This is a genomic window from Paenibacillus pedocola, from assembly GCF_031599675.1.
GTDB classification, from domain to species: domain Bacteria; phylum Bacillota; class Bacilli; order Paenibacillales; family Paenibacillaceae; genus Paenibacillus_AQ; species Paenibacillus_AQ pedocola.
In genome coordinates this window covers 1,761,933-1,788,261 of record NZ_CP134223.1, presented here as the reverse complement: position 1 = coordinate 1,788,261, position 26,329 = coordinate 1,761,933, and the positions used below count along the sequence as shown (strand labels likewise).

20 protein-coding genes are annotated in these 26,329 nt (G+C 52.2%); 4 read left to right on the top strand and 16 right to left on the bottom strand.

Going from position 1 to position 26,329, the window contains the following annotated elements; genetic code table 11:
- Positions 1-9: 9 nt before the first annotated feature.
- From QU597_RS07695 to QU597_RS07640, 12 genes are all read right to left on the bottom strand, one after another.
- Entirely contained in the window at positions 10-4,338 is a 4,329-nt protein-coding gene (locus tag QU597_RS07695; RefSeq protein ID WP_310832108.1) for a helix-turn-helix transcriptional regulator, read from the bottom strand.
- Between the two features lie 309 nt (positions 4,339-4,647).
- Positions 4,648-6,897, bottom strand: coding sequence for an AraC family transcriptional regulator (locus tag QU597_RS07690; RefSeq protein ID WP_310832107.1), 2,250 nt, complete (start codon positions 6,895-6,897; stop codon positions 4,648-4,650).
- 62 nt (positions 6,898-6,959) lie between these two features.
- On the bottom strand, positions 6,960-8,138 hold the full coding sequence (locus tag QU597_RS07685; protein WP_310832106.1) for an MFS transporter: 1,179 nt from the start codon (positions 8,136-8,138) through the stop codon (positions 6,960-6,962).
- Between the two features lie 14 nt (positions 8,139-8,152).
- Positions 8,153-9,139 carry an ROK family protein gene (locus QU597_RS07680; protein ID WP_310832105.1) on the bottom strand — a complete coding sequence of 329 codons (987 nt, stop codon included), beginning with the start codon at positions 9,137-9,139 and terminating at the stop codon, positions 8,153-8,155.
- A gap of 29 nt (positions 9,140-9,168) precedes the next feature.
- Positions 9,169-10,869, bottom strand: coding sequence for a DUF8769 domain-containing protein (locus tag QU597_RS07675; protein ID WP_310832104.1), 1,701 nt, complete (start codon positions 10,867-10,869; stop codon positions 9,169-9,171).
- A 20-nt stretch (positions 10,870-10,889) separates the two neighbouring features.
- Positions 10,890-11,762, bottom strand: a complete 873-nt coding sequence (locus QU597_RS07670) for a carbohydrate ABC transporter permease (protein ID WP_310832103.1) — start codon at positions 11,760-11,762, stop codon at positions 10,890-10,892.
- A gap of 39 nt (positions 11,763-11,801) precedes the next feature.
- The gene (locus QU597_RS07665; RefSeq protein WP_370656235.1) at positions 11,802-12,710 is read right to left on the bottom strand and encodes an ABC transporter permease; all 909 of its coding nucleotides are present in this window, start codon (positions 12,708-12,710) and stop codon (positions 11,802-11,804) included.
- Between the two features lie 88 nt (positions 12,711-12,798).
- Positions 12,799-14,406, bottom strand: coding sequence for an extracellular solute-binding protein (locus QU597_RS07660; protein ID WP_310832101.1), 1,608 nt, complete (start codon positions 14,404-14,406; stop codon positions 12,799-12,801).
- Positions 14,407-14,796: 390 nt separating this feature from the next.
- On the bottom strand, positions 14,797-15,960 hold the full coding sequence (locus QU597_RS07655; RefSeq protein ID WP_310832100.1) for a serine hydrolase domain-containing protein: 1,164 nt from the start codon (positions 15,958-15,960) through the stop codon (positions 14,797-14,799).
- A 167-nt stretch (positions 15,961-16,127) separates the two neighbouring features.
- Positions 16,128-16,829: an SDR family oxidoreductase gene (locus QU597_RS07650; protein WP_310832099.1), complete on the bottom strand. Its 702-nt coding sequence runs from the start codon at positions 16,827-16,829 to the stop codon at positions 16,128-16,130.
- 88 nt (positions 16,830-16,917) lie between these two features.
- Entirely contained in the window at positions 16,918-17,373 is a 456-nt protein-coding gene (locus tag QU597_RS07645; RefSeq protein WP_310832098.1) for a VOC family protein, read from the bottom strand.
- 186 nt (positions 17,374-17,559) lie between these two features.
- Entirely contained in the window at positions 17,560-18,117 is a 558-nt protein-coding gene (locus QU597_RS07640; protein WP_310832097.1) for a putative endonuclease domain-containing protein, read from the bottom strand.
- Between the two features lie 335 nt (positions 18,118-18,452).
- Here QU597_RS07640 and QU597_RS07635 point away from each other — a divergent pair, with 335 nt between their 5' ends.
- Genes QU597_RS07635 through QU597_RS07625 form a run of 3 tightly spaced genes read left to right on the top strand, consistent with a single transcriptional unit; the run spans position 18,453 to position 21,479 of the window.
- Complete coding sequence (locus QU597_RS07635) at positions 18,453-19,334, top strand: carbohydrate ABC transporter permease (protein WP_310832096.1); 882 nt, start codon at positions 18,453-18,455, stop codon at positions 19,332-19,334.
- Positions 19,334-20,173, top strand: coding sequence for a carbohydrate ABC transporter permease (locus tag QU597_RS07630; protein WP_310832095.1), 840 nt, complete (start codon positions 19,334-19,336; stop codon positions 20,171-20,173). Before QU597_RS07635 ends, QU597_RS07630 begins: the two co-directional genes overlap by 1 nt.
- Before the next feature lie 40 nt (positions 20,174-20,213).
- The gene (locus tag QU597_RS07625) at positions 20,214-21,479 is read left to right on the top strand and encodes an ABC transporter substrate-binding protein (RefSeq protein ID WP_310832094.1); all 1,266 of its coding nucleotides are present in this window, start codon (positions 20,214-20,216) and stop codon (positions 21,477-21,479) included.
- Positions 21,480-21,568: 89 nt separating this feature from the next.
- On the opposite strand, the gene QU597_RS07620 is transcribed toward QU597_RS07625, so the two are convergent.
- Positions 21,569-22,402 carry a metallophosphoesterase family protein gene (locus QU597_RS07620; protein ID WP_310832093.1) on the bottom strand — a complete coding sequence of 278 codons (834 nt, stop codon included), beginning with the start codon at positions 22,400-22,402 and terminating at the stop codon, positions 21,569-21,571.
- 220 nt (positions 22,403-22,622) lie between these two features.
- Here QU597_RS07620 and QU597_RS07615 point away from each other — a divergent pair, with 220 nt between their 5' ends.
- Positions 22,623-23,447 carry a carbonic anhydrase gene (locus QU597_RS07615; RefSeq protein WP_310832092.1) on the top strand — a complete coding sequence of 275 codons (825 nt, stop codon included), beginning with the start codon at positions 22,623-22,625 and terminating at the stop codon, positions 23,445-23,447.
- Between the two features lie 269 nt (positions 23,448-23,716).
- Here the strand turns inward: QU597_RS07615 and QU597_RS07610 are convergent, their stop codons facing one another.
- The 3 genes from QU597_RS07610 to QU597_RS07600 form a co-directional block, all read right to left on the bottom strand.
- A complete protein-coding gene (locus QU597_RS07610; protein ID WP_310832091.1) occupies positions 23,717-24,193 on the bottom strand; it encodes a DUF2231 domain-containing protein in 477 nt (158 codons plus the stop codon).
- Between the two features lie 89 nt (positions 24,194-24,282).
- Entirely contained in the window at positions 24,283-25,596 is a 1,314-nt protein-coding gene (locus QU597_RS07605) for a sensor histidine kinase (protein WP_310832090.1), read from the bottom strand.
- On the bottom strand, positions 25,583-26,278 hold the full coding sequence (locus QU597_RS07600; RefSeq protein WP_310832089.1) for a response regulator transcription factor: 696 nt from the start codon (positions 26,276-26,278) through the stop codon (positions 25,583-25,585). Before QU597_RS07600 ends, QU597_RS07605 begins: the two co-directional genes overlap by 14 nt.
- Between the last annotated feature and the right edge of the window lie 51 nt (positions 26,279-26,329).

Below are 26,329 nucleotides of genomic sequence, written 5' to 3'. Positions count from 1 at the left end.
GCTCTCCGGTTAATCCAGCAGCTGCAGCTCCCGGGCCCGGGCAATAGCCTGGGCCCGGCGCTTGACGCCGAGCTTGCCGTACAGCCGGAACACATGACTTTTCACAGTCCCCTCCGTAATTCCGAACCGTTCGGCAATCTCCTTGTTGGACAATCCGTCTGATAAGGAATATAAGATTTCTTTTTCCCGGTAGGTAAGTGAATCAACCAGCGGATCCTCCGCGCGCTCCACAGGTCCACCCGGTTCATGCTCAGGCTCATGTTCATAGGTATTCCCCTGCGGCCCTGCACTCTGCAGCGAATGCAGGTACACCATGCGGGCGATCATGAAATCCAGCACGTTCTGCCCATCCAGCGTGAACACTCCGGTAATCAGGTCATTCTCCAGGTAGAGCACAGAGGTCATGGCCTCTACCGGAAAAAGAATCGGCATGCACAGTACCGACAGCACCGGATGCCTCCGGATGTGGGGATCAGCGGCAAAGGAACTGCGCGCAGCATCGGCAAGCAGCACCGGCTCAGTGGTCTTTACGACATAACGCACAACAGACTCCGCGAATACCGTGCCTTCTTCCTCCCGCACCCGGGTCTCCAGGTTTCCGCTCTGTGCAGATACAGTGAAGTTCTTGCCGTCGCTATTCAGCACATATCCCTGCACTGCTCCCGAATACCGGACGGCCGACTCCAGGAAGCTGCTGATTCTATCCAGGCGATCTATCGGCTCAGGCCAGCCGTCGAACCGGTTCGGCGCCTCTTTGCGCTGTTCCGGCACGGCTTCTCTATCAATGATTGCAGTAGCCGTTTCTGCTGCCGCCTGCTCTCCCGCCTTCAGCAAAGACGGCAAGGACAGATCAGGATAGCGCTCCTTCAACAGCTGTACCTTGCCTTCGGCCCCCCACAGAGAATACGCCCGGCAGGCATCTGCCAAGAACCCGTCTGCTCCGGCTACACTTCCAGCCGCTCTGTAAAAATGTGAAGAGCGTTCGCAGGCGATTCCCTCCATCATCCCGTTGCCTTCTCTCCGTGCTGTTGCAATGGCCAGTTCATAGTTTTTAGCCGCTTCCGTCCGTTTTCCGTCAATCCGCTCGATTTCAGCCTTAATCAGCAGGCAGGCAGATGAATCCCTCCCAAAATATCCGGTCCAGCGTTTCAGGGAGTCCAGCTGTTTGTGAAGCTGCCGGCGGAAGCTGCTGCGCTCCTCCGGCAAGGCGTCAGGATAAAGGGCAGCAAGCGTCAAAGCATGGTAAATATGCTGTTTGCGCACCTGCATCCGGGTTTGCCGGAAGGTGTTAAAGCGGCCTTGAGCCACCCAGACAAGCGCGTCCCGGTATCTCCCTTCCAGATAGGCCAGCTCCGTTTCACAGGTGCAGATATAATAGATTTCATTATTCAGGCTTTCCTCGGAACGGCTATCATTCTGAACCGGAAGAGCCGCCGTCATACTAAGTCCGGTATCTCCCTGCATCCTGGCAACATATTCTTTAGCAATCCGGAAAATGCTGAGCGTAACCTCATCCACAAGCTTCCGAGAGAGGATCTCATACTCCATAATCATCCTGGACAACGAATGCAGACTTCCCGTGTGGTTAACGGTAGAGGTCAGCATCGCAATACTGACAAAAGACAGATTGGCCGCCTCCATGCCATGCTGGACCGACTGCCGGAAATAACCTCCCGCCTCCTGCGGATTCTGCTGCAGCCGGGCCAGCCCGCGGATATAATCGAGGCGGCACGACAAATCTGCACTTTCAAAAGGAGCGGAGAGCTGACTGGCCGTTTCAATGTACAGCTTCCCTTTTTGAGAAAGAGACATTTTATTACGCAGAATCACCAGCCCGTAGCCGGCAAGAATATAGGCAAAGGCTTCATTGTTCCCGGCCTTCAGCCCATAGCGGACGAATCTGGAAAAGAGCACCGCCGACAGCTCCAGACTTACCGTAAATACGGAGCTGGCAATGGCCATTATAAGGTCAGATAAAGCTTTATAGTGAGGATCGCGGTTCACCGGAAGCGCTGTAAGCTGATCACGTTTGCGGTACAGGGCCGTTTGAGTCAGCGTCACTTCCTTTAAAATGGCGGCGTGGGAAGGTCTGAGCGGCAGCTTCCAGCCGAATTCCGCGAGCGCCTTACGCCCGACTTTTACAGCCAGCTCGTCTTTTTTCAGATAAGCATACATAGCAATCCGGATACGGTAGATATTGGAACGTTCGAGCAGGTCTCCATTGAGCCCCATCAGCCGGTCGAGCAGCGCCGCCGCACGCTCTGTATACCCGCAGATATATTCACATTCCGGCAATTCCAGCATCAGCCTGTAGGGCAGCGAGCCGGGAACAGCCTCTTCACCGCCCAGGAGATGCAGGCCTGTCTCCAGAAAATATAATGCGGCGGCAAATGCTGTAGTCGCTTTCGACTTCAGGCCGGCCTGAAGATTCAGCTCGGCAAGCGCTCTGCGCTCTGCACGGTCTTCCATCTTGGGGGAGCCCAGATTGAGGTGATACACCCGGTCAAAAACCGAGTATGCCTGTTTGTCGGGACTACGGCTCATGCTGCGTCCGATAGCCAGATGCAGGCCGGCCTGCTCCTCCTCTGGCACAATACCATAAGCGGCTTGCTGAATCCGGTCATGCAGAAAGGAATAGACCAGCCCGCCCGCTTCTATGTCCGGGGAACTCTCCTCCCGGCTGATCAGGCTTTCCAGCTCGGCAGGCTGCAGCAGCACCAGGGTATCGTCCAAAGAATACCCGCTCATTGAAGCAATATCCGATACACGGAAGCTATATCCGAGCGCCGCTGCTATACCCAGAAGGCCGACGGTATCTCCGGGAAGCAGCCGGATGCGCTGTTCGATTAATTGGAGAAGCCCGGGCGCTTCCGGCAAGGCGGTAATTGCCGTTATGTCCCACTCCCAGCTCCCCCGCGCTTCATCAAAATATAGACAGCGCTCGCGGTGAAGGCTGTCCAGCAGCCGGTGTAAGTAGAGCGGGTCCCCGCCCGTACGGTGGTACAACAGTTCAGCGAGCATCCGGACACGTGCCGTGTTCTCTTCAAAGATATCAGAGAGGAATTGTCTGACATCCACGTAAGTAAGCGGCTCCAGCGCTATATGCTGGACACGCGGCGAAGATGGTTTGTGCTGCATGGCCAGCATCTGCTCAAGCCAGGCTGCGGAGGCCCCATTCTGATCACCGCTGTCCAGCCGCTCCTCCAGCGTTTCTGAGCGAAATGATCCGATCACCGCTATACCGCTCGTCACTTCATCCTCTGCAAAGACCCTCAGGAAATCCTGTGTATCCGGGTCAGCCCATTGCAGATCATCCAGGAATAACACGAGCGGCTGGTCTTCGCCGGCAAACATACCGATAAACGTCGGCAGCAGCCTGCGGAAACGGAGCGCAGCCTCTGCGGGAGGAAGAGGTTCAGCTAAAGGAATGGTACCGAGCAGCCGCACGGCTTCCGGTAATATTTCAGTGATGATCCCTGCGCCCTGGCCCAGAGCGTCCAGCAGCCGGGCTTTTAACTGCTCCACTTTGTCCGGAGCTTCGCTCCAGGTTTGCCGAAGCAGCCGGCGGAGAGCCTGCAGAATAGGCGCGAACGGAATCTCGTGATTCATATAGTCACATTTCCCCGTAATAAACGTGCCGCCTTCACGGGTGAACGAAAGCTGCAGCTCGCCAATAAGCGAGGTCTTGCCGCTACCGGCACGGCCTGTAACCAGAACAAAGCCGGATTCCCCGGCCGAAGCCCGTTCCACCACCTCCCTTAGTTCCCGTGCCTCCTCTTCCCTGCCAAACAGCCGCTTCGGCAGCCGAAACTGGCTGATCCGGTCCTTCAGCCCGGTCTCAAAACGTTCAATCTCCCCTGTTGTGTTGAGTAATGAAATACACTGCTGCAGATCTGCCAGCAGTCCATATGCACTCTGATAACGCTGCTCCGGGGACTTGGACAGCAGCTTCGCAGTGATTTCTTCCAGCGGCCCCTCAAGCTCCGGCCGCAGTCCGCTGAGCGGTGCGGGCACAACAGCCATATGTACATGAATCCAATCCTCTAAACGCCTGGCCTGCAGCGGCAGCCTGCCTGTAAGCATCTCATAGAACAGGATTCCCAGGGTGTACAGATCGCTGCGCTTGTCCGGCAGAAGAGGAGTGCTGCGGCTCAGCTGCTCCGGGGACAGATAGGCATAATTCTCCCCGCCCTCTTCAGCCAGGTAAGCTTCCTTCAGCTCTCTGTGAACCAGCAGCACGCCAGGCTGTAGGCAGCCGATGACTTTATCCTTCTGATGTGCAGACTGAACCAGCTTCGTCAACGCCACAGCACAATCTAAAAAGGAAGATACCTCCATACACGTTCCGTCCAGTAATTCCCGAAGCCTAATGCTGTCTGCTAATGGCATTGTGTAATTGATTCCTCCAAATCCTTCGTTGCGATTCCTCTAGTTTGCCTGCACCAGGTATAATTGCATTTATCTTAACACGTTTATCTAGCCCGACATATCCGGCTGTATAAGCTAAGGTATACAATTTTTAGTTATTATAAATTTAATTGTCCTGTATGGAATCTAACTAAAGTTATAAGCCGGTCAATAAATACAGAAAAAGCCGGCAATCCGGCGAAAAACGGCCTGACTGTCGGCTTATAATCCTGTGCCGGATTAATTCTCATGCTCATCTGTACCCGGCTTCATCCGGTGCTTGCGGTAGTCGCCGGGCGTTACACCGACTACCCGCTTGAACACCCGCCCAAAGGTAATAGAGCTGGTATACCCAAGCTTCAAGGCAATATCCTGGAGATTATCGCTTGTAGTTGCCAGCAGATATTCCGCCCGCTGCATCCGCAGCTGGGTCAGGAAGTCTACGAATTTCATATCAAATTCCTCTTTGAACAGATGGCTGGCATATTTGCCGGAGATCTGAAACCGGTCGCTGAGATGCTTCAGGGACAGGTCCGGGTTGTCAAAATTCTCTTCGATATAAACCTTCATCTCGCTGATCATGGCCCGGTAGCTCTTCGATTCATTCACGGATACATAAATCCGGTAAATTTCGGCCAGCCACTTCAGTATCACTGCGTGGACCTGCTCCAGCGTTGTCTGTGACTCCATTTCGCTGTAGTATCCCTGCAGGCTGGGCTCGGCGAACATTCTGCGGAGGCTGTCCGACAGCTGGCCCAGCTCGCGGTCAAGCATCTGGATCAGCATATGCAGCAGCATATGAATCTCTTCGTCCTTGATCTGGTCGCTGCTGAACCAGCGGAACAGCTCATCCACCCGCTGCCGCCAGTTCTCGTCGGCGATCCGGAATTCACGGACGATTTCACTTAGCATCTGCAAATATTTATAGGAATGCAGGGTGGAACGGTCCGGCAGGCTGTCGCTCAGTACAACCATATCCCTGCCGAGCGACAGCTTGTGCTGAAGCGCCGCTTCTGCTGCGGTGCAGGAAGCCGAGATAGCTTCAAGTCCGTCAACAACCGGGCCAACACCTATCGCGAGCGACAGCCCGAGGTTATCACTGACCCATCTCAGATAACGCTCAGCCAGTATTCTCAGCCTATCCTTGCCCGTCCGCAAATCCCCGCCGCTGCCGATCATCAGCCCGATCCGGTTGCCGCTCACCCACTCTGCCCAGCCTTGAAGCTCCTCTTCACCCGCCAGCTCCTGGAACAGATTCATAAGTGTCAGCTTGAGCATGTTCTGTTCCTTGGCCGGATATTTTCTGCGGAATTCCTCATACTGGTTCATCTCTGCTGCAATAAAGGCAAACTGTACCGCCTCATCCGTAAACGGCTTAAAGTGCTGCAGCTTCTCCTCCAGCGAAGAAGCCCCTTGATCCCCTTCCATTAAATCCAGAAAAAGCTGGCGGCGCCGGACAAGCAGATTCTCATCGTATTGCTTTTGGTAGCTTACCGTCTGGTTAATCAGCGTTTCCAGCGCCCGGTCAATCAGCACAAGCTCGCTTCTCGAGGTACTGTCGAGGCTTTCTTCACGGAACTGCAGTGCCTGGATCCGGTTCATCATCGCTTGAATCGGCCGGTAGTTTTTGCGGGTGATGTACAGGATGTAAAGGGTTCCCAGCACTACGGTCAGGATACCGATGATAATCCAGAGATAAGAGACAACAGACATCCAGGCGAACAGCTCACCTGCACGGATGCCGCTCTCAAAGGTCCAGCCCGTGTTATCCAGTGTGATCCGGGTCAGTACATCCCCCTCCGGAAAATCGTTCTCCTGGTGAGCGGCATAGACCAAGTCTCCCTGGTCACCGAGCACACGCATGAAGGAGACCTGGCTTTTCGTCATGTCATCAATCATCCGTTCGAGCCGGTACATGCTTAGATTCACTACAACCACACCCTCCGCCCCAAACGGCAGCGGCAGCATTTTGCCCATGCTAATCACCCGCACCGTCTGATCAGAGCTGAATAACCGGAGCGTACGGACATCACTCCAGTTCCGTTCCTCATTCTCCGCCAGCACCCCGGCCAGATAATCCCGGTCAGCAAAAACATCCCGGTCGACCAGCCCGTTGAGCGTCAGCACCTTGTCGTCCCACTTACGGTAAATATAGATGGAATCTATCAGCTGGTTGCGGTACAGCATCCCCCGCATATCATTCACCGTATTATAGAGCCGGGTCCGGTCACCTTGATCACTCAGCCCGCTCAGGAAATCCCCGTAATCGTGATTGGTCTCCATTTCCTGAAGCACAGAGAGCTCCACATCACTTAATGCATTCTGCACGGAATCCACGACGTAGCCTGTAGAGATGCGGTTCGCCTTGTTGGTTTCGCTGCGGGACAGCTCGCCTACGATCAGAAACGACAGGAAAATCAGGATGGACACGGTCAGCAAAAAGATAGGGAAGTAGGAGAACATCATGCTTCTCGACCAGTTCCGTCTCATATGTACTCCCGCCCTTCTTCAATGGGTTCCGAAGCATGCCGCCCGATGAATGACAGGAAACGTCACACGGGCATTTTCGCTAATCGGTTTATCCAATATAGCATGCCCGCACCGATAAGTGCACTACCTGTACAAGCCAGATACATCATCTGTGCACCGCCCGAATAAAACAAATACCCATTTAGCAGGTTACCTACGATCCCGCCAAGTCCGGAAAAAACCATATTGAATACGCTCTGGCCCGTCGCCTGCATCCTTTTGCCGGAAGCCTGGGCCACATATTCCACAGCAGCCACATAAAACAGCCCGAAGGACAGTCCATGCAGCACCTGAATGCCTACCATAACTGCCGGCACCGGGAACAGCCACTGAATTCCCCAGCGCAGCGCATAAAATAAAGCCGCCAGCAGCAGCGTCCGCTCATGTCCGATCCCCCTGAGGATCCGGGCGGCCAGCAGCATCGAAGGGATGTTCGTCAGGGAGGCGAGCAGCAGGGCCGTGCCCACAAGCGAATAGCTGCCCCCCGCCTCCTGAAAGGCCAGCACGAAGAATGAGTTGTACGCCGTCAGTGTCTGGTTTACGAAAAAGCAGGCAATCAGAAACAGCAGGAACAGGCGGTTCCCCAGCAGTTCTTTCATGCCTTGCGACAAGGAAATCGCCCCGGCTTTTCTCTCTGTACTGCGGGACAACGTCAACACTGTGGCTGTTCCCGCAAGACTAAGGGCCAGAAATGGCATCCACAGCTGCGTAATCTCGAAGCTCGACAGATAGAACCCACCGGCATAGCCGCCTAGTGCTGTGCCCAGGCTGCCCAGGCTGCGGATCGTTCCATAGGAAGTGCGGCCCCTCGATGCGGCAGTGACCGCATAGGAATCTGCTACAGGACTTTGCGTCGCCTGGAAGATAATAGACAGAATATAGACCATCACAATGATTGCAGTATATTGAAAGCTATAAAAAAAAGACAGGCAGGCCGGTACAGAGATCGCAAGAATCAGTACCAGCTTGGTCTGGCGGTACCTGTCAACGAGCAGTCCCCACACCGGCTGAACCACAATGGACAGCAGCGTGCCGATCGACATCAGCACACCGACAACATTGGCGCCGATGCCCTGATGCACAAATAAGGTCGTTAAATAGGGATTAAACAGTCCGCCTGCGAGGCCTGTCAATAAATACAATAAGCGGAGCTTCAGCAGCTCCATTTTGATTTTCTGCGGAATGATCGCCGTATATTCCATAGTGCATTCTTCCTTTACCACAGAATCGCCGCAGCGGCAGCTGCTGCCCCTACCGCCCCGGCCGTGTTACCCAGCCTTGCCGGTTCCACATTAACAGAAGATGGCAGATAGCGGCTCACCCGGGAGCGGATTTCATGCACATAATAATCACCGGATGTCGCTACGCCTCCGCCCAGCACTACCACCTGCGGGTTCAGCAGCACCGCTGCACTGGCAATGGCAGCCGCCAGATGCTCCAGCGGCTGCTCCATAATCTCACGCGCGGCAGGGTCTCCTTCAGCCGCTGCCTGCAGCACATGCCGGGCGTCCACCGCCCCGGCTATGCCGCCGGCAAGCTCCAGCAGCCGGGAATCCCGTCCGGATGCCGGACCGGCCAGCCAGGCTCTCGCTAGCGCCGTAATCCCGCTGCCGGATGCCACCGCCTCCAGAGGGCCGAAGGCAGCAGAGGAAACCGGAAACCGGCTGCGGGCATATCCGGCATCCACAACCATGTACCCGGCTTCACCGGCGGCAAAGGATGCACCTTTATAGAGCCGCCCGTTCAGCAGCATCGCTCCGCCGATGCCTGTTCCGACAGTGATCATCAGCACATGCTCTCTCCCCTCTGCGGCACCTTTCCAGCATTCGCCGAGCAGCGCCAGATTCACATCGTTGTCTAAGTGCAGCCGCCCTGCATAATGACGGCGGATGACCGGCCGGATATCTTCTTCCGGCCAAGGCAGCGCCGGAGCCTGGGTCAGAATCCCCTCTGTATCGCCAATCACTCCCGGAAAGCCGATACCGATACCTTTCAGCTGCTGAAGGGTAAGCTGAAGTCCTCCCAGAAGCTGCTCCAGTTCGCTGAACAGCCAAGCTATAAAAGGCTCCGGCGCTTCATGCGCCGATGTGCTTCTCCGCTCCAGCAGCAGAATACCGCCGTCTCCGCCTGTAATGCAAAACATAGTCTTCGTACCGCCAACATCAATCCCTGCATGATAGCCGGTCTGTTCCTCTGTTGTCATTGTTTGCTGCCACCTTTCAGACTTGGGCTTTAAGAAACCGGGTCCATCCTAAGTGTAAAGGACATGTTCTGCACACCGTCCTCCGGGCGGTGGAGATAGATGATTTCCAGTTTGTTGTCCTGCTTACCGAATAGGATAGACGGCTCCGGTGCAGCCGCTGTCACCCGGCATACTAAACCAGGAAGTACCCATAGTTCCGGACTCACCTTTGCCTGCGGGAGCCCTGGACCGGTAACTTCAAACAGCACTTCAACCGGAATCTCTGTGTCCAGCCGGACATTTACAGTCAGCAGATCCTTGTCCACTGCCGCCTCAAAAGTCATCCCCCGTAAATGGCTGTTCCAGCTCTTACCTTGCTCCCTGCGGATAAGGCGCAAATAATACCTGGCTCCATCTGCGTCTCTCCAATGAACAGTCGCCGGATGCATCTGCCCGTTCGTGTTCCGGCTCCCCGACATCGCCCCTATCATCCGCCGCTCCTCAATCCAAGCGGACGCTGTGCACAGGTTACGATTGTCTCCAGGCTTATCCCGCTCACACAGCTCACGGAACTGCTTCTCCACTCTGCGGCTCTTCCCGAAGGCCGTGAATTGCGGAAGCAGCTCTGGCGGCAGCTCACCGGCTGACAGTACAATGAGCGGATCATGACTGGTTTCACAGTTCGGTGCAGCCAGATGCTCATAGCTTGCTCCCAGCGCCAGATAGAGGAATACGCCAATCGAGCTGTGACCGGTCATCTCCATCTCATAAGCCCGTGAGAACGGCCCCGACAAATTCTCCAGTACCGGATTATAAAACAGTGCAATATTCTCCCACATTCCACGTTCGAGTGTACGCCCTGTCTCTTTGAAGGCAGCAGTAAGCCCATATTTTCTCCACATGCCCAGTACCGTTAGATCCACACCGTAGTAAGTAGTTGTATTGAATTCGGCTATACTTCCAAATTCTTCAAAACTCTGCAGGAAGGCCGCTGCCTCCCGGTCTGCATGCCGGATCCATTCCGCATTCCCGAAGCGGTGCCCGTAATAATGAACGATAAAGATATGCATCAGTTCAATATTCGAATTCATCGGAATAGCGTCGGACAAACGCCGGTCAATGGAAGCTGAAACACTCTTCCGCATGGACTCCTCCATTCGCTGGACAAGCGCCTGCGGCAGAACTCCGGCAAACTGCTCAAGAATTACTGCAAAGGTGCTGGCAATGAATTCACGCCAATTGGGGTCATAGCTCTTCCAGACCGGCGGCAGCACCTCATCGACTGCGGACTGCAGATATTGTCTAATCCTCTGGCCGTCTACTCCCGTCAGCGGCGGATTTATTTCCCGGGAAAGTATGTCGCTAAGCTGTTTGCCCACCTTTTCTGTAGTTTCACTAAGAAAAAAGGCGAACCCTGGCGCAAACTTTTTCCACTCATAATTGCCGGCCGGCGGCAGAGCAGCCTGTGGAGAAACACGGAACGTGCCGTGATAGATCTCTTCCGGGCAATCAAACTGAAGGTCCATCACCCGGTTCAATAAGCCGCATGCCCGCTCTACATCGCCTGGACCGCTGCGGATCAGCAGTCCCAGCGCATAATGGGCACTACTCCGCGTATTATGCCGGTCACTCCGTTCCTCATCGATCAAAAGCTCCATCGTCCCGTCATAGAGCGAATCCATCAGCGCCATCGATTGAACCACCAGGTAGCGCTGTCTGTCCGTTAGCTTGTCTATCATTGCCTGTGTCACACCTCTCCCCCTCTCTTTCATTAACCTTTGACTGCGCCGACCATCATTCCGCTGATGAAATAACGCTGCAGGAACGGATAGACGATCAGAATCGGAACCGTGGAGAATACGACACTCGCCGCTTTGAGGCTCTCGGGCATCAGCTGGGCCATCCCCAGGCCTTCCTGCTGCATCAGCTCGCTGACCTGATTGTTCTGAATCATCTGATAGAGCTTCAGCTGGAGAGGATACAGATCTGGACGGTTGATATACATCAGCGCATCCTGGAATCCGTTCCAGCGTCCCACGGCATAAAACAGGCTGAGTGTAGCAAGTGACGGCAGCGACAACGGAAGAATGATGCGCAGCAGAGTGCCTAGATGAGTTGTACCGTCGATTTCCGCCGCCTCCTCCAGACTTTTCGGGATGCTGTTGAAGAAGGAAATCAGGATGATCATATAGAACGGACTGATCAGACCCGGCAGAACCAGCGCCCAGACCGTATCCAGCAGATGGAGATTGCGGACCAGAATGTAATCAGGGATAATCCCCCCGCTGAAGAACATCGTAATTACAATGATCAGCATGAACCATTTGCGTCCGCGCAGGTCTTTTTTGGATAAAGAGTAAGCCACGGCAATGGTCATAACCATCGACAGGACAGTCGCCAGAACCGTCAGCATAATGGTGAAACCCAGGGACCGGATCATTGCCATATCGGAAAAGACCTTGGTGTAGGCGTTAATATTAAACTCCCTTGGAAAAAAAGTCACAAGTCCCGACATAATCGGACGGGTTGAGCTTAGAGAGATCGCAATAATATGAATAAAAGGCATTAAGCACAGCAGGATAACAAAAGTTATAATCAAGACATTAAAGATATCAAATATCCGGTTTGATGTGCGTTCGCTCATTGGATTTCCCCCTTCAGTCTCTATCACGTTTATGCTGGACTAGAGAATGCTCTCATCCGCCAGTTTTTTGGATGCATAGTTGGCAGCGAGCAGGAAAATCAGCCCCACCAAAGCCTGGAACAGCCCCACAGCGGTAGCCAGTGAAATCTGCCCGGATTCAATACCGACGCGGTAGACGAAGGTACTCAGTACCTCTGAGTAATCCCGGACAGCTACATTGCCGACGATAAACGGACGGTCGAAGCCGATGGAAATCATATTACCCAGGTTGATAATCAGCAGGGTGGCGATAGTGGTTTTAATGCCGGGGAGGGAAATATGCAGAATCTTCTTAAACCGTCCGGCACCATCAACCTCGGCAGCCTCAAACAGTTCTTTGTTGATCCCCGTCAGTGCCGCCAGATACAGGATCGTTCCCCAGCCTGCGCTCTGCCATACTCCGACCAGCAGATAGGTAACCAGCCAGTAATTCTTATTGGAGAGGAACGGAATGGCATCCAGCCCCATGCCGGTAAGCATATTGTTAATAAAGCCGGATTCGGTGCCGAACACCTGCAGCACAATGCCGCCGATAATGACCCAGGAAATAAAGTGAGGAATATATAGAATCGTCTGGGCGAATTTCTTGAACCAGACAATACGCAGCTCATAGAGCATAATTGCCAAAATTAGCGGAGCGGGAAACGAAACGATCAGGTCCAGCAGATTGAGCAGCAGCGTATTGCGCAGTGCTTTGAAGAAATCATTGCTATGAAAGACCTCGCGGAAAATATCAAGTCCAACCCATTCACTGCCGCCGATGCCCTGGAAGAAGTTAAATTCTTTAAAGGCAATCTGTACCCCGTACATCGGCCCATATTTAAACACCAGGAAGTAAATGACCGGCAGTACGAGCAAAAGATACAATTGCCAGTTTCTGCGGATATAAGTGCTGTTCTTCACTGCCATCACTCTCCTCTCTTGTCTGCGGCAATGTCCGGGGGCCTTACCCGGCCCCCGGGGTACCTGCCGCTGTCTCTCTCGAATTTAAGGCCGCTTATTTGGAAGACATCTCTTTGTAAGCTTCGGTACGCTCATCCAGAATGGCCTGTCCGCCGCTTGCCATATAATCCTTGATCATCGAATCGTAGGTGCTGTCGAACTGATCCGGTTTGATCATGGTCATTTTCACGATGATCTCCTGGAACTTGTCAGCCAGTGCCGTGCCGTATTTCGCTTCCGCTTCGATCGGATGATCGAATTTCACAGGCTGAATGTTGTCTGTATTCGAGATTTCCACCGATTTTTTCATATCTGCCTGGTATTTCTCCGGGGTCTGTGCAATGTACGCTGCTTCATTCTTGGCATCGTCTCCGGCGTATTTACCATTAACGATGATAGCGAGGTCACCAAAGTTGTAGATCCGGTCCATCGCTTCCTGAGTCGCATCTGCTTTCACTACAGGCACTCCGTCTACGAGGGTATAGTTCTCATTCTCTACACCGAACTGCATATCGAAGAGATTCGTGTCTGAAGCCATCCAATCCAGATATTTCAGTGCAGCTTCAGCATTTTTGCTGGATTTCGGGATCATGACGTACATGGCATTTGGCGCATAGGCCGGCTTGGCATGTTTGCCCTCCGAGTTCGTGAAGACATCAACTGGAGTGATCACAGCGCCCGGCACATTCGCCTGCAGATTTTCGTACCCGCCATTCGCTGAGAAGTACAGTTCCCCTGCATCCTCTGTATAGAAGCCGAGCAGACCATTCTGCAGATTCTGCCACAGCTGCTTTTTGTCTTTATCAAGGCCGAAGTCTTTGCTGATCAGACCTTCATTGTACAGCTTGTTCATGAATTTCAGACCCTCCTTGAAGCCCGGGAGCAGCGTCGGATAATCATTGGAGCCAAGCTGCTGTGTTAAGGTATACTTCTGCTCATCCGTGAGCGGCTCAATAAAGGACCAGAGAAGCGGCTCATATTGAGCAGACGCCAGGCTCATCCCAAATGGAATGACCTTGCCGCCGGTATTGCCGGGGTCTTTATCCTTGAATGCTTTGAGTGTAGTGTAGAGCTCATCTGTTGTCTGCGGCACCGGCAATCCAAGCTTGTCCAGCCAATCCTGGCGGATGTAACCGGCGTATTTGCCCAGCACAAGTCTTCTGCCCGGCAGGGCGAACTGCTGCCCTTTATATTGTCCGTAGGCTAACGTGTCCTCGCCCAGAAATTTCTTGAGGTTCGGCGCATTCTTATCCAGCAAGTCCGTAAGATCTGTCAAACCACCCTGCTCAGCATAACGGTTGAAGGTTCCTGAATCGTAGGTGAACACAATGTCCGGCACTTCACTTTGGCTGGCCATCAAGACGTTCAGCTTCTGAATTTCTTCCGAACGCGGCACCGGTACGAACTGGACATCAATATTATTCGGCTTGCCAAAACGCTCCTGCACCAGCCTCGTCAAATAACTGTCGGTGATGGTGTAGCCGGCGGGTGAGTTCCCCCGGTCGAACAACTCTACTTTTAATGTAGTAGGCTTGGATGATTCTGACGCCGCACTCCCGCTGGCAGCATCCTCCTTAGAAGAACATGCGGATAATAGCATAGAGGAGATTAATACGACCCCCATTGCGGGACCTGCCCATTTCTTAGACCAGCTTGTTGTCATTCTCTCATCACCTTTCCCCTTTTGATGTTATTTAACGTGTCATCGAATGTTTCGTCATTTGTGTACGACGCCTCCGATGTCACCTAGTATTACATGTATATCTGAAACCGCACAATAAACCATTTTCCACCTTAAAAATACCGTATTTTATGTTCGATAACCTGACAAACAAACAATTATCGTCCAAACAAACTGCTTTCACCTAGTGTAGCTGTTGCTGGAATGGCGTCAATCCTGTTTATTTTGCCTTGAGGTGAGGAAGGTATGCTTAGCAAACTATTTTCTAGTTATTTCTCGCATGATGTAAAACATTTAAATACTTATATTTCAAAAAAGCCCTCAGGATTATCCCCGGGGCCCTCACTTTTCAATAATGTAGTTTGAAATGCGCTACAGTTCTGTGATTGCTGCAAGAACCGTATTATTGAAGTAATCCGCGTACATATTCTTAAACGGCTTCTGATGATCCAGCTCGACCGATAAATGAACCGTTACCGTCTGGTAAACGGGATCCACACACAGGAAAGGACCGGCTGCGCCCCAGTGCGAATATGCATCGGGTGAAAAAAGGTCACCGCCATCCCGTTTCGTCCCGTTGATTGCCCAGCCGTACCCCCAGTACGCTTCAGGGAATACTTCATCTCTGTATTGCGAGGACACGCCGGGAATCTGATTCCGGGTCATTTCTTTCACCGTTACCGGACTAAGCAGCCGTATCCCGTTAAAGATACCGCCGTTAAGAAACATTTGGCCGAAGATGGCCAGATCCATTGCTGTAGAGTATGCACCGCCGCCCGCAGATACTGAATTCAGCTGATATTCGGTTTCGGTCCACTCCGCACAGGCCGCCTCAGGTGAACGTCTTACCACTCTGCTCCGTACTTCCTGCGGGACACGATAATATGTATTTTCCATCCCCAGCGGTTCCAAAATGTTCTCCCGCACGAACTCGTTATGAGCCTGACCGCTGACACGCCGGATGATTTCTCCCAGCAGCTCATAACCGTACCCGCAATAAGACATCGCCGTTCCCGGCTCACAGCTAAGGGGTGCATCATAGCCGCTATACAAGTACTCATGCAGCTCGGGGTCCTGGTTGGATGCGCTTGCAGGAAATTCTGTTCCTTCAGCCCGTTTGGCCTGTGCATGCAGGTGTATTTTCTCGCCGTCTAATCCGGAGGTATGGGTCAGCAGATGATGCACGCACACCTTGGATTTTCCCTCGCCTGTAAACTCGGGAATGTAATCAACGACGGGTCTGTTCAGCCCTGCCTTGCCACGTTCAACTAACATCAACACAGCCGTTGCGGTAAACAGCTTCGTGATGGAACAGAGCGGAAATAACGTGTTAACGGTTAATTCGGCTGCATCAGGCTCAGGCCCGATTTTTCCGTCAGCTTGATGGACGAGTACAACTCCCTTTCTGGCAGCAACAATCACTTGTGCCGGTGTAATGTTGTCTTCCACCATCTGTGCGGCAGCAGCCTTAATCCGTTCGACACCTGATGCCGATACACCGGCCTGTTCTAATGAACTTGCCACTAACTCAACCATAGGAATGCCTCCAATATGTTTTTATTTAATACTTATATTAAATATTATACAAAAACATAAACATTCCTGCTTTTTGGGGATATTTTCCTAATATTTAAACACAAAAAAGCTGATTACGGTTTTCTGCCGAAATCAGCTACTCCTTACCAGGCGGCCTGCTAAGTCACTTATATCTTCATATCCTTACCCGTATAATCCACAAACCTAAAGACGCCTTCCGGGCCCTTGCGCTGCTCGATCAGGGTGATAATGCCCCCGGCACTCTGGCGCGGATCGGTCGGCGCTTCTTCTCCGCCCATATCGGTATGCATCCAGCCGGGATGTACGCTGAGCACATGGACTCCGCGATCCTGCAAATAGACGTGCAGCTGCTGTGAGAACATATTAAGTGCTGTTTTGGAGATGGAATACGGATAGTCTCCCGGATAGGCGTTAGAGATACTGCCCGCTTCCGAAGAAATATTAATGACCGCTGGCTGCGGTTCGGTGAGCAGCGGCAGGAAATGCTTGACCACCCGGATGGGTCCGTACAGGTTAATATCCATAGTAGTGAGCATGTCCTGCAGATCCAGCACTTCAACCGGCGTGTTACGGGCGGTGAGAACCGCCGCGTTGTTAATAATAGCTCCGAGTGTCTGCCCTTGCGCCTTCAGTTCTGCAGCCAGAGCTGCTATCCCCTCTTCATCCGTCACATCCAGCCTCGCCACGGTTAGTTTATCCCCGTAGGCGGCCGCAAGCTTCGCCAGTTCCGGCTGTTCCTGCTCAGGATGCCGGACTCCGGCAATAATGCCATGCCCGCGCTCCAGAGCTTCAGCCGCCAGCTCCACACCCAGCCCGCGTCCGGCACCGGTAATCAGAATATTCATCATGAACTCCTCCTATATTGGTCTCCCCGGGTAAGCCTGTTTAAGAACGTGCAAACTTCCCCTGGGAGATATTAGTTGGTCTGGTTGCACTTTATTGCTTATCGTTCTCCAGCAGCTCCACGAGCACCTTTAATTCCTTGAATGTATCCATATAAGCGTAACGGCCGCCGGTATACTCACCCTTTTGCTGGAGCGGGAACCCCTTGCCTTCGAGCAGCATGATCTTATCCTGCATGCCTTCAATGACAAAAGCAATATGATGCGGCCCCTCACCATGCTCATTCAGATAATCGCGCCATGTGCTCGGCTGATGGTCCGGCTCAATCAATTCCAGCTGCAGCGACCCCATATCAAAAAAAGCCAGCTTCGCCCGCGCCTCAGTCGGCCCCCCGTTATAGCGGGTCTGGGCAATGTCGGCTGTATCTGTAATAATAATCTCCGGCTGCTCCAGTCCAAAAAACTCCGCATACGCCGCGCTGACCTTCTCCACATCATTCACCAAAATGCCAATCTGTGTAACGAAATGATTACCAAGAACTCCTGACATATCCCCAAGCCTCCTTATAATCTGACCAGTCTACCATACCGATACTTTGAAAGGGCTGTCAAGTTTGAAAAGACAGCCCGTTAGCCCGCCGGCGGCGGAATCAACGGGATTTTTACCGTTGATTTCCGCGTTCGGCTCGCCGGTGGCGGAATCATTGATTCTATCATTCAGCACGCCGCCGGCACGTTACCACAGCTCGTTATCCAGCAAGGAATGAATATACTCATACCGGCAGATCCGGCTGCTGCCCTGGGCCAGCACGGGTTTGAATTTACCTTTTTCACATAAAGAAGCTATGTATTTCCGAATTGTTCTCAGATCAACACCAAGCCCATTCACTAAATCAATAGGCCTAATATAGCCGTTTGACCGTACCGCTAACCGCAAAATCTCTCTTTCCATCCTTGTGTACTGACTCTTCTCATCATCCGCATGCTGCAACAGGCATGGAATTAATAAGGATTTGAGTAGAGAGACCGTCAGCTCCGGTGCCGATTCCAAATCATCGTAAGGCACAGATACTACGCGATAGCCGGCAATCTGCAGATAAGTTTCCCTGTTTAGCTCCTGCCGGTACCTGGTGCGGTCTGTATGCTGCACATGGGGACCATACCCTTTTATCTCAATGGCAAACTTCACCTGGCCCGGCTTCCATACCAGATCAACAAAATAAGGCCTGCCCCGCCAATCCGACACCTCATACTCCGGATGCAGATCATCCAAACTCCAAAAATCGGCCACCATACCCGCTCCGCAAACATTTTCTCACCATGTCCATACCCGCGCTTCAATCGGTCCAGGCGTTCCCCGGTTCTTCGTGTCTTATGATATTCCAGCCATTTCTGATGCTCTTCCGCAAATCCCATTCCCCACGCCCCTCCTCTGCACAAAAAACGTCCCGCACCCCAATAAACCATGGAGTACGGGACGTTCTTCGTCCGTTTTTCAGATTATATTGTTTATTGTTTTCCAGCGTCAATGATATCCTGCACCTGGTAAATTCTAGAATACCTGATTCGGATAATTGTCCTTCCGGTTATTTAATGAAATGTTTACTTTACACCAAGGGGTGAGGAACGATGGACCATAAAAGAAGATCAGGCCTGATGCAGCAGTTTATCTTTGTCGGGCCAACTTCCCTGTTTTTCTTTGTTATTGTACTGATTCCATTCTTTTTGGGACTTTATTATTCGTTTACCAGCTGGAACGGAATCTCGCGTCATGTGGAGTGGACCGGCCTGCGGAATTACCTGCATATTTTCACCAAGGACCCTTCCTTTCTGCATTCGTTCTGGTTCACGGCCAAGTTTACTTTATTCGGTCTGGTGCTGACCAACCTGCTCGGCTTCGCACTCGCTTATGTGCTGACACGCAGGCTGTTTACGCGCAATGTGCTGCGAACGGTGTTTTTTGTTCCCCATGTTATTGGCGGGCTCTTGCTCGGGTTTATCTGGCAGTTTATTTTTGTCCGGGGATTCGAATCGATCGGCCAGGCCACCGGCTGGTCCTTCTTCAATCTCCCTTGGCTGGGTACCGGAGGAACCGCTTTCTGGGCGATTGTGATCGTGTTTGTCTGGCAAAATGCCGGCTATCTGATGGTGATCTACATCTCGGCGATCAACAACGTTCCGCAGAGCCTGATGGAAGCTTCCCGGGTTGACGGAGCCGGGCGGCTGCAGACGCTGCGCCATGTTACAATTCCGCTGGTTATGCCGGCCGTAACGGTCTGCCTGTTCCTGTCGATCGCGTGGTCCTTCAAGCTGTTCGACCTGAACCTGTCGCTGACCAAAGGCGGCCCGTTCAAAGCTACCGAATCCGTGGCGCTGAATATTTACAATGAAGCCTACACCATTAGCCGGTTCGGCATGGGCTCGGCCAAAGCGATGATTTTCTTCGTCGTTGTGGCCATCATCTCCCTGCTGCAGGTTAGAGCAACCAAGAAAAGAGAGGTGGAGCTGTAATGGAGACTGCCGCCAAAAAATTCAAGGCCCCGCTGCTGCTGGCCGAGCTGCTCATGATTCTGCTGGGCTTAATCTTCCTGGTTCCGTTTTATTTTCTGCTGGCGAACTCGGTCAAAAGCTACAGTGAAATTCTCTCGGATTCCGCTGCACTGCCCTCCATGCTTCAGTGGAGCAACTATGCAGAAGCGTGGAAAGCAACCGACTTCCCGCATGCTTTCCTGAACTCCTTCATTGTTACAGTTATCAGCAATGTGCTGCTCGCCTTCCTCTGTTCGATGTGCGCCTACAAAATGGTCCGTAATAACAGCCTGTATAATCGTATGCTCTATATAGCACTGGTAGCGGCTATGGTTATTCCGTTTCAGGCGATAATGATTCCGCTGGTCAAGGTTGTGAGCGGATTAGGCGTGATGGATTCAACCGTCGGCCTGATCCTCGCTTATCTGGGATTTGGCGCGCCGATGACCGTATTCCTCTTCCACGGCTTCGTTAAATCGGTACCGGTAGATATTGAAGAGGCTTCACGGGTGGATGGCAGCAGCCCTTACGGCACCTTTTTCCGGATTGTGCTTCCCCTGATGCAGCCGATCATCGTTACGGTGATCATTCTGAATACGCTATGGATCTGGAATGACTATCTGATGCCATCGCTCATTCTGCAGGACCCGCAGCACCGTACGATCCCCATCGCCACATATGCCTTCTTCGGGCAATATACGAAGCAGTGGGATCTGGCGCTTCCGGGGCTTGTGCTAGGGATTACGCCGGTGGTGATCTTTTTCCTGCTGATGCAGAAGTATATTATTGAAGGCATCGCCCAGGGCTCCGTTAAGGGCTAACGATACCTGCGACTTTTCAGGCAGAGAGGATGAATCTAGTATGAGCAAAAAACATGGACTTCTCCTCGCATGCTCGCTGCTGCTGGCCGGGCTGACGACCGGCTGCGGACGGAGCAGTGACCATGCGGACGGGATCAAAACCGTGCATATCTACCAGTTCAAGGTGGAAATATCAGAAGCGCTGGCTTCACTTAAAACCGAATTCGAGCAGGAGCACCCGGACATCCGGCTGGAGATTCAAAGCGTCGGGGGCGGCAGCGATTACGGGGCTTCCCTGCGCGCTAAGTTCTCGTCCGGGGACGAGCCGGATATCTTCACCATCGGCGGCAACAATGAACGTGATATGTGGCTGGAATATCTGGAGGACCTGAGCGGCGAGGCCTGGGCCAAGGATGTTAAGCCGCTTGCGGCAGAACAGATGACTGTAGACGGCAAGCTCTACGGTATGCCGATGAATCTGGAAGGCTACGGCTTCATCTATAATAAGGATCTTTTCAAGCAGGCCGGCATCATGGAGAAGCCGCTGACCCTTACCGCTCTGCGTGAGGCGGCGGAGAAGCTGCAGGCTGCGGGGATCACGCCTTTTGCCAACGGCTATCAGGAATGGTTCGTGCTTGGCAATCATAACGTCAATGTAGCATTCGCCCAGCAGCCCGACCCGGAAGCGTTCATTACGGGACTGACAGACGGCTCCAAGACGTTCAACGGGGATCCGATATTCTCCAAGTGGATGGACCTGCTTGATCTTACGGTCGAATATGGCAACAAAAATCCGCTCTCGACCGATTACAATACCCAGGTCACCATGGTTGCGAGCGGAGAAGCGGCGATGATGCAGCAGGGCAACTGGACCCAGGGGCAAATCGACGGCATCAACCCTAACCTGAATCTGGGCATCCTGCCGATGCCGATTGATGACACAGCGGAAGACAACGATAAGCTGTATGTAGGGGTGCCCAGCAACTGGGTCGTCAATAAGAACTCACCTGTTAAAGAGGAGGCTAAGGTCTTCCTGGATTGGCTCGTCACCTCAGAGACAGGCAAAAGATACATCACCAAGGAGTTCCAGTTCATCCCTGCCCTCAACAGCATTGAGGGTACCGAAGAAGAGCTCGGGGAACTGGGTGCCGAAGTATTGGAATATACCGATAAAGATCAGGCTCTGACCTGGAACTGGTCGCGCCTGCCGAACGGAATGCCGCAGGAATTATCCAGCAGCATTCAGGGCTACCTCGGCGGCAAGCTGACCAAAGAAGGCATGCTGAAGGAGTTCCAGATCAACTGGGATAATCTCAGTGTGCAGTAGACGCTGTTTATTATTTTGTTATATATGAAGACACAAGCCGCGCATCACTGCTCGGCTTGTATTTATAGATTATAGCCGTTCTTATTCCGCTACATCACCGATATTCGGTAAGCATCAACCGTGGCTGCTGTCCCGTTGAGGGTTAATGTCGCATTGTAGTATCCGCGATCACCACTAGGCTTGCATTTGTAATCTCCGGAACACCCGCACACAAAGAATTTGGTCTTAGAGAAACCGGGATAAATATTGGTCAGCTTCCGGTAAAACTTATGCCCGTGATGTGTGAAGATAGCCAGCACCCGATCTCTTACCTTCGCCGGAATCGCTGCAAAAAACTTCCCCGTCTCTGTCCCGCTGAGCACATGGCTGGGATCAACCGTAATCCCGCTTACCTTTAAAGGCCAATGAAAATCAATAATGTAATAATACCGGTCATCTAAATTTCTCAGCAGCTTTAGACTTTCCGGGGTGAATCTCCCGAGTGCACAATCAAGCCATACATACCTCACCTTGCCCTGTGTACCCGGAAAATTCATCTGCCCGGCTGCAGCTCCTAAATATTGAGTAAATAAGGACCGGGTGCTTGCCTCCCAATTCCCGATTGAGGCTTTGTAAGGAATGCTCCCGAGCGTGCTCGTAACCGTATCCTTGAAATCCTTGTAGAAAGCATCGGCATTACTTCCATGATTAGCCCCTGCCTGCGCGTTATCCCCGCCAAAAATCACAAACCGCTTATTTCCGCTGCTCACCGCTTTGGGCAAAAGATTTCTAAAAATAACTGAGCTGTTCCCGTATCCTACATGGCTGTCTCCGATGACTGCAAAATTAATGCTCTGGGCCTTCACCTTCCGCTGCAAGCTGCGTCCCCGCTCAGCTCCGGATGAAAGACTCCGCTTCTTCACTATTCCTGCCCGCTTATTCATAAGCAACCCCCTCATCGCATGGGTCAGAAGTTCCTGTCATATTTATATTCAATGAGCACGGGAAGCTCTTGGACTCGCTGATTAACTAAGGGAAAGGTCTAGGATATCTGGATAATTTGAACCAAAGAAGGCTTGAGTCTTTTTTCACTTGTTGCTCAAACATCCATTATTTACAATATAAATAACAATGTTCCATACGAAAAAGAAAGAAGGCTGCTATATGCGCATCAACAAATGGATACCGCGAATCCTGTTCCCCGCCATGGTCATGTCTATGATGGCCGGATGCGGAAACAACGCACCTGACAAGGAGGAAGCAGGAATAAACGAACCCTCCGCCACTGCCGCAACGCATCAGGCGCACTGGTCTTATGAAGGTGATACCTCTCCGGAGCACTGGGCTGAGCTGGATCAGCTGTTCACAACCTGCAGTACCGGTACCGCTCAATCGCCGGTTAATATCCTTCATGACCAAGTAAAGGACGACGAGAGCCTCTCCCCGATCAAGGTGGAGTATTCGCCTTCCCCCGTTACTATCATTAACAACGGCCATACGATCCAGGTGAACCTTAAGAATCAGGATAACCGGCTTGTGATTGAAGGAAAGACCTATACATTGCAGCAGTTCCATTTCCACCTGCCCAGTGAGCATGAGGTGGACGGCAAACATGCTGAAATGGAGCTGCATCTGGTACATAAGAGCGAGGACGGATCGCTTGCGGTGCTGAGTGTTCTGATTCATAGCGGCAGCGAAAATACCGGCCTGAACCAGCTATGGTCCCTGCTTCCGGCCGAAGAGAGTGAAGAAGAAACTCCGGTTGAGGGTAACTTCAATCTGAATGGGCTGCTGCCAGCAGATCTTCATTCGTTCCGCTACCAGGGATCGCTCACCACGCCGCCTTGTACCGAAGGGGTACAGTGGATCGTCTTGGAGAATCCGGTTCAATGGTCCGGCGAGCAAATCAGCAAATTTGCAGCAATATTCCCGCATGACAACCGTCCGGTACAAACACTTGGAAACCGGGAAATCGACAGCGATGAATAGGCTGCTGTCCATATCGTAATCCATAGCTTAACCAGCATTTAAGGGCTTCAATTCCCATGAGGGATTGAAGTTGAGGACATATCCGGGGCCTTACAGAAGCTGTCCGGCGGTGCAGGGAACGTAAACATGTCCATAGGGGAAGTAAGAGACGTGGCCAGAGATTCGGCTTCGCTATCCCAGAACCAAATCTAAGATTAAAAACCTATCCGTGAAACATCGAAGGAGATCCGCTGCAAGAGCGGATCTCCTTTTTTTCATGTGGTATTTGATTACTTGTGATTCCCTAGCACAGGGGGATTGACCAGAGTGCCATTGGCCGATACGCCTACGCCATCCGTATACACCATTTTACCGCCGTAATAACCGGTTCCCAGCACAAGGCCGCAGGAAGCAAGTGAAATGACCAGGTATAGCACCAGCGGAGCTTTTACAAATTCGCGTTTCCCTTTCAAGTACATCAGTAATCTCCATACAACGATCAAAGTAACGACCCAAGCGGTTAAGGTGGCGAGCAGCTCATGAGGCTCTAAGAATGAAGTCACACCGCGGGCATCATCATCCGGCCCGGTTGCAATAGCGACCCAGGCTCCAACTGCAGCAAGCAGCCACATCCATAACCCGCCGACAGGATTCAAAGAGCGTTTTTTTAAGGCCAGCACCAAATCATACCCGAATCCGATGATGATCAGAGCAATAGGGAAATGTACAATAATAGGATGAATATGATTAAAGACTTCAGTAAACATCGTAAAACCTCCTTATTTTTCCCGCTGAAACAGATACCGCCTTTTTATGGGCAGCACAGCTGTTTCTACTTGACTGGTTGCCTATAGGTTCATTTAGTTTCAGGAAGGATGACCGTAAAGGTGCTTCCCTGATGGAGAGTGCTGGTGACGACGATCCGGCCATCGTGCCTGCTGACGATCTCATAGGCGATAGCCAGCCCCAATCCGGTGCCGCCGTGTTCCCTTGTACGGGCCTGATCTACCCGATAGAACCGTTCGAACAAATGGGGTAGATCCTCCTCGGAAATCCCGCAGCCCGTATCCTGAATAATTACATTCACAGTGCCGTTATCATTCCGGGTAATTCCCAGTGTCACCGTGCCCCCCTCCGCAGAGTATTTAATGGCATTATCCAAAAGAATATACAGCACTTGGTCTATCTGTTCGCTGTCGCCTATACAGGTAAAGCCCTCTTCCGTTTTGCCTGTGTTCAGCTCTAGCTTCACATTTTTCTCCAGAGCCATTAGCTGCATTCTTGCGGCTGCAAAAGAAAGTCTGTCCTGCAGGTCGAATACCTCCCGCCTCATGTGCTGTAGAGGGGAATCATTTCTGGCGAGTGTAAGCAATTGCCCGGTTAAACGTGTCATACGCTCTATTTCTTCTTTCATATCCTGAAGCACCGTCCGATGGACAGGCGATAGCTTGTGCTGTTCCTCCTCCAGAATGTCCACCGACAGCTGAAGCACGCTTAGAGGTGTCCTTAGCTCATGAGAGGCGTAAGCGGTAAATTTTTGCTGCCGGATAAACGCAAGGTTGAGGGGGAGTATAGCCCGGCCGGCCAGTATATAACCTATGATGGTGGTCACCGCCAGGAGGAGAAGGGTAATCCCGATAAGGAGGAGCCTCATCTCTTTTAATAGATGTTCCTGCTTACTCACCTCTTCCCCGATCAACAGAACAGGGTGTGCTTCATCACCTGTCATTAGTCGCAGTATTGCATAATCTGCCTGGTTCTTACCCGGAGAATTGCTTAAATGAACGTAGCTTTTACTCCCTTGGGCATCCAGCTGCTGTTGGAAGGAAGGCTGGAGCAGCAGGTTATTTCTCTCTGGCGAATGAACGAAGATCGTCCATGATGGATCAGTTATGACAGCAAACTGGTCGCTTTGCAGATACTCCCATTCCATTCTGCGAGTGCCTGCCTGCCGCTGTTCACGAATCTCCTCCGCATCCTGCGCCTGCACCGGTTTACTTAACCACTCATCCAAAGCTTTTTGCCCGGCAGACTCCAGATTATGCCTTTCATCCCTGTGCATCACATCCGTTAGTACCCAGTAAAAGGAACCCGCCATGATGAGCAGAATTAATCCAATCATCGTGCTGTAAAAGATGGTTAATTGCCTGCGGGTATTAGGTATCATCATGGTCAGCTCCGTTATCTGCTAAACGGTAACCTCTTCCGTGTACACTTCTGATGAGTTTCACAGAGAAGGGATCATCGACTTTTTTTCGCAGCAGCTTGATGACGGCATCGACAGCATTCAGAGTCACATTAGCTTCACTGCCCCACACAGAATTGAGAATACGCTCTCTGGAGAGCACGACATTCGGATGACGGGCAAAAAACTCCAGCAGCTGGAACTCACGTTTGGTCAGTGTCAAAGGGACTCCCTCACGTTCTGCCTCCTGTGTGTCCGGATTGAGCCGAAGGCCGCTGACCGCATACTTTAGGGTATATCCCCGTGTTTGCTTTCTGCGGTCCAGGGAAGTAATCCGGGCTAATAATTCTTCGAAAGCAAAAGGCTTGATCATATAATCGTCTGCCCCTGTGAGTAGCCCGCTGACGCGATCCTCAATCTCGCCGCGTGCAGTCAGCATCAGAATGGCCGTATTGTCATTCAGCCCCCGCTGCTGCCGGCATAGCTCCAGCCCTGTTTTACCGGGAAGCATCCAGTCCAGAATATACAGATCAAATTCCGTAGTGGAAAAAAACAGTTCCGCCTCTTCTGAAGTACGGGCCCATTCCGTCCGATGTCCTGCAGATGTGAGCTTATACTGAATCATATAGCCAAGCTTAGCGTCGTCTTCTACTAATAAGATGTGCATGATGGCCTGCTTTCTTGTTCCAAAAATGTTAGTTCATGTGGCGCTTGGCTC

Bases quoted from the DNA above. Each gene is read 5' to 3' on its own strand.
- QU597_RS07600 (WP_310832089.1), bottom strand. From the start codon at position 26,278: ATGCACATCTTATTAGTAGAAGACGACGCTAAGCTTGGCTATATGATT.
- QU597_RS07685 (WP_310832106.1), bottom strand. From the start codon at position 8,138: ATGGAATATACGGCGATCATTCCGCAGAAAATCAAAATGGAGCTGCTG.
- QU597_RS07665 (WP_370656235.1), bottom strand. From the start codon at position 12,710: ATGGCAGTGAAGAACAGCACTTATATCCGCAGAAACTGGCAATTGTAT.
- QU597_RS07645 (WP_310832098.1), bottom strand. From the start codon at position 17,373: ATGTCAGGAGTTCTTGGTAATCATTTCGTTACACAGATTGGCATTTTG.
- QU597_RS07670 (WP_310832103.1), bottom strand. From the start codon at position 11,762: ATGAGCGAACGCACATCAAACCGGATATTTGATATCTTTAATGTCTTG.
- QU597_RS07690 (WP_310832107.1), bottom strand. From the start codon at position 6,897: ATGAGACGGAACTGGTCGAGAAGCATGATGTTCTCCTACTTCCCTATC.
- QU597_RS07660 (WP_310832101.1), bottom strand. From the start codon at position 14,406: ATGACAACAAGCTGGTCTAAGAAATGGGCAGGTCCCGCAATGGGGGTC.
- QU597_RS07655 (WP_310832100.1), bottom strand. From the start codon at position 15,960: ATGGTTGAGTTAGTGGCAAGTTCATTAGAACAGGCCGGTGTATCGGCA.
- QU597_RS07680 (WP_310832105.1), bottom strand. From the start codon at position 9,139: ATGACAACAGAGGAACAGACCGGCTATCATGCAGGGATTGATGTTGGC.
- QU597_RS07625 (WP_310832094.1), top strand. From the start codon at position 20,214: ATGAGCAAAAAACATGGACTTCTCCTCGCATGCTCGCTGCTGCTGGCC.
- QU597_RS07650 (WP_310832099.1), bottom strand. From the start codon at position 16,829: ATGATGAATATTCTGATTACCGGTGCCGGACGCGGGCTGGGTGTGGAG.
- QU597_RS07615 (WP_310832092.1), top strand. From the start codon at position 22,623: ATGCGCATCAACAAATGGATACCGCGAATCCTGTTCCCCGCCATGGTC.
- QU597_RS07695 (WP_310832108.1), bottom strand. From the start codon at position 4,338: ATGGAGGTATCTTCCTTTTTAGATTGTGCTGTGGCGTTGACGAAGCTG.
- QU597_RS07620 (WP_310832093.1), bottom strand. From the start codon at position 22,402: ATGAATAAGCGGGCAGGAATAGTGAAGAAGCGGAGTCTTTCATCCGGA.
- QU597_RS07635 (WP_310832096.1), top strand. From the start codon at position 18,453: ATGGACCATAAAAGAAGATCAGGCCTGATGCAGCAGTTTATCTTTGTC.
- QU597_RS07630 (WP_310832095.1), top strand. From the start codon at position 19,334: ATGGAGACTGCCGCCAAAAAATTCAAGGCCCCGCTGCTGCTGGCCGAG.
- QU597_RS07605 (WP_310832090.1), bottom strand. From the start codon at position 25,596: ATGATGATACCTAATACCCGCAGGCAATTAACCATCTTTTACAGCACG.
- QU597_RS07610 (WP_310832091.1), bottom strand. From the start codon at position 24,193: ATGTTTACTGAAGTCTTTAATCATATTCATCCTATTATTGTACATTTC.
- QU597_RS07640 (WP_310832097.1), bottom strand. From the start codon at position 18,117: ATGGTGGCCGATTTTTGGAGTTTGGATGATCTGCATCCGGAGTATGAG.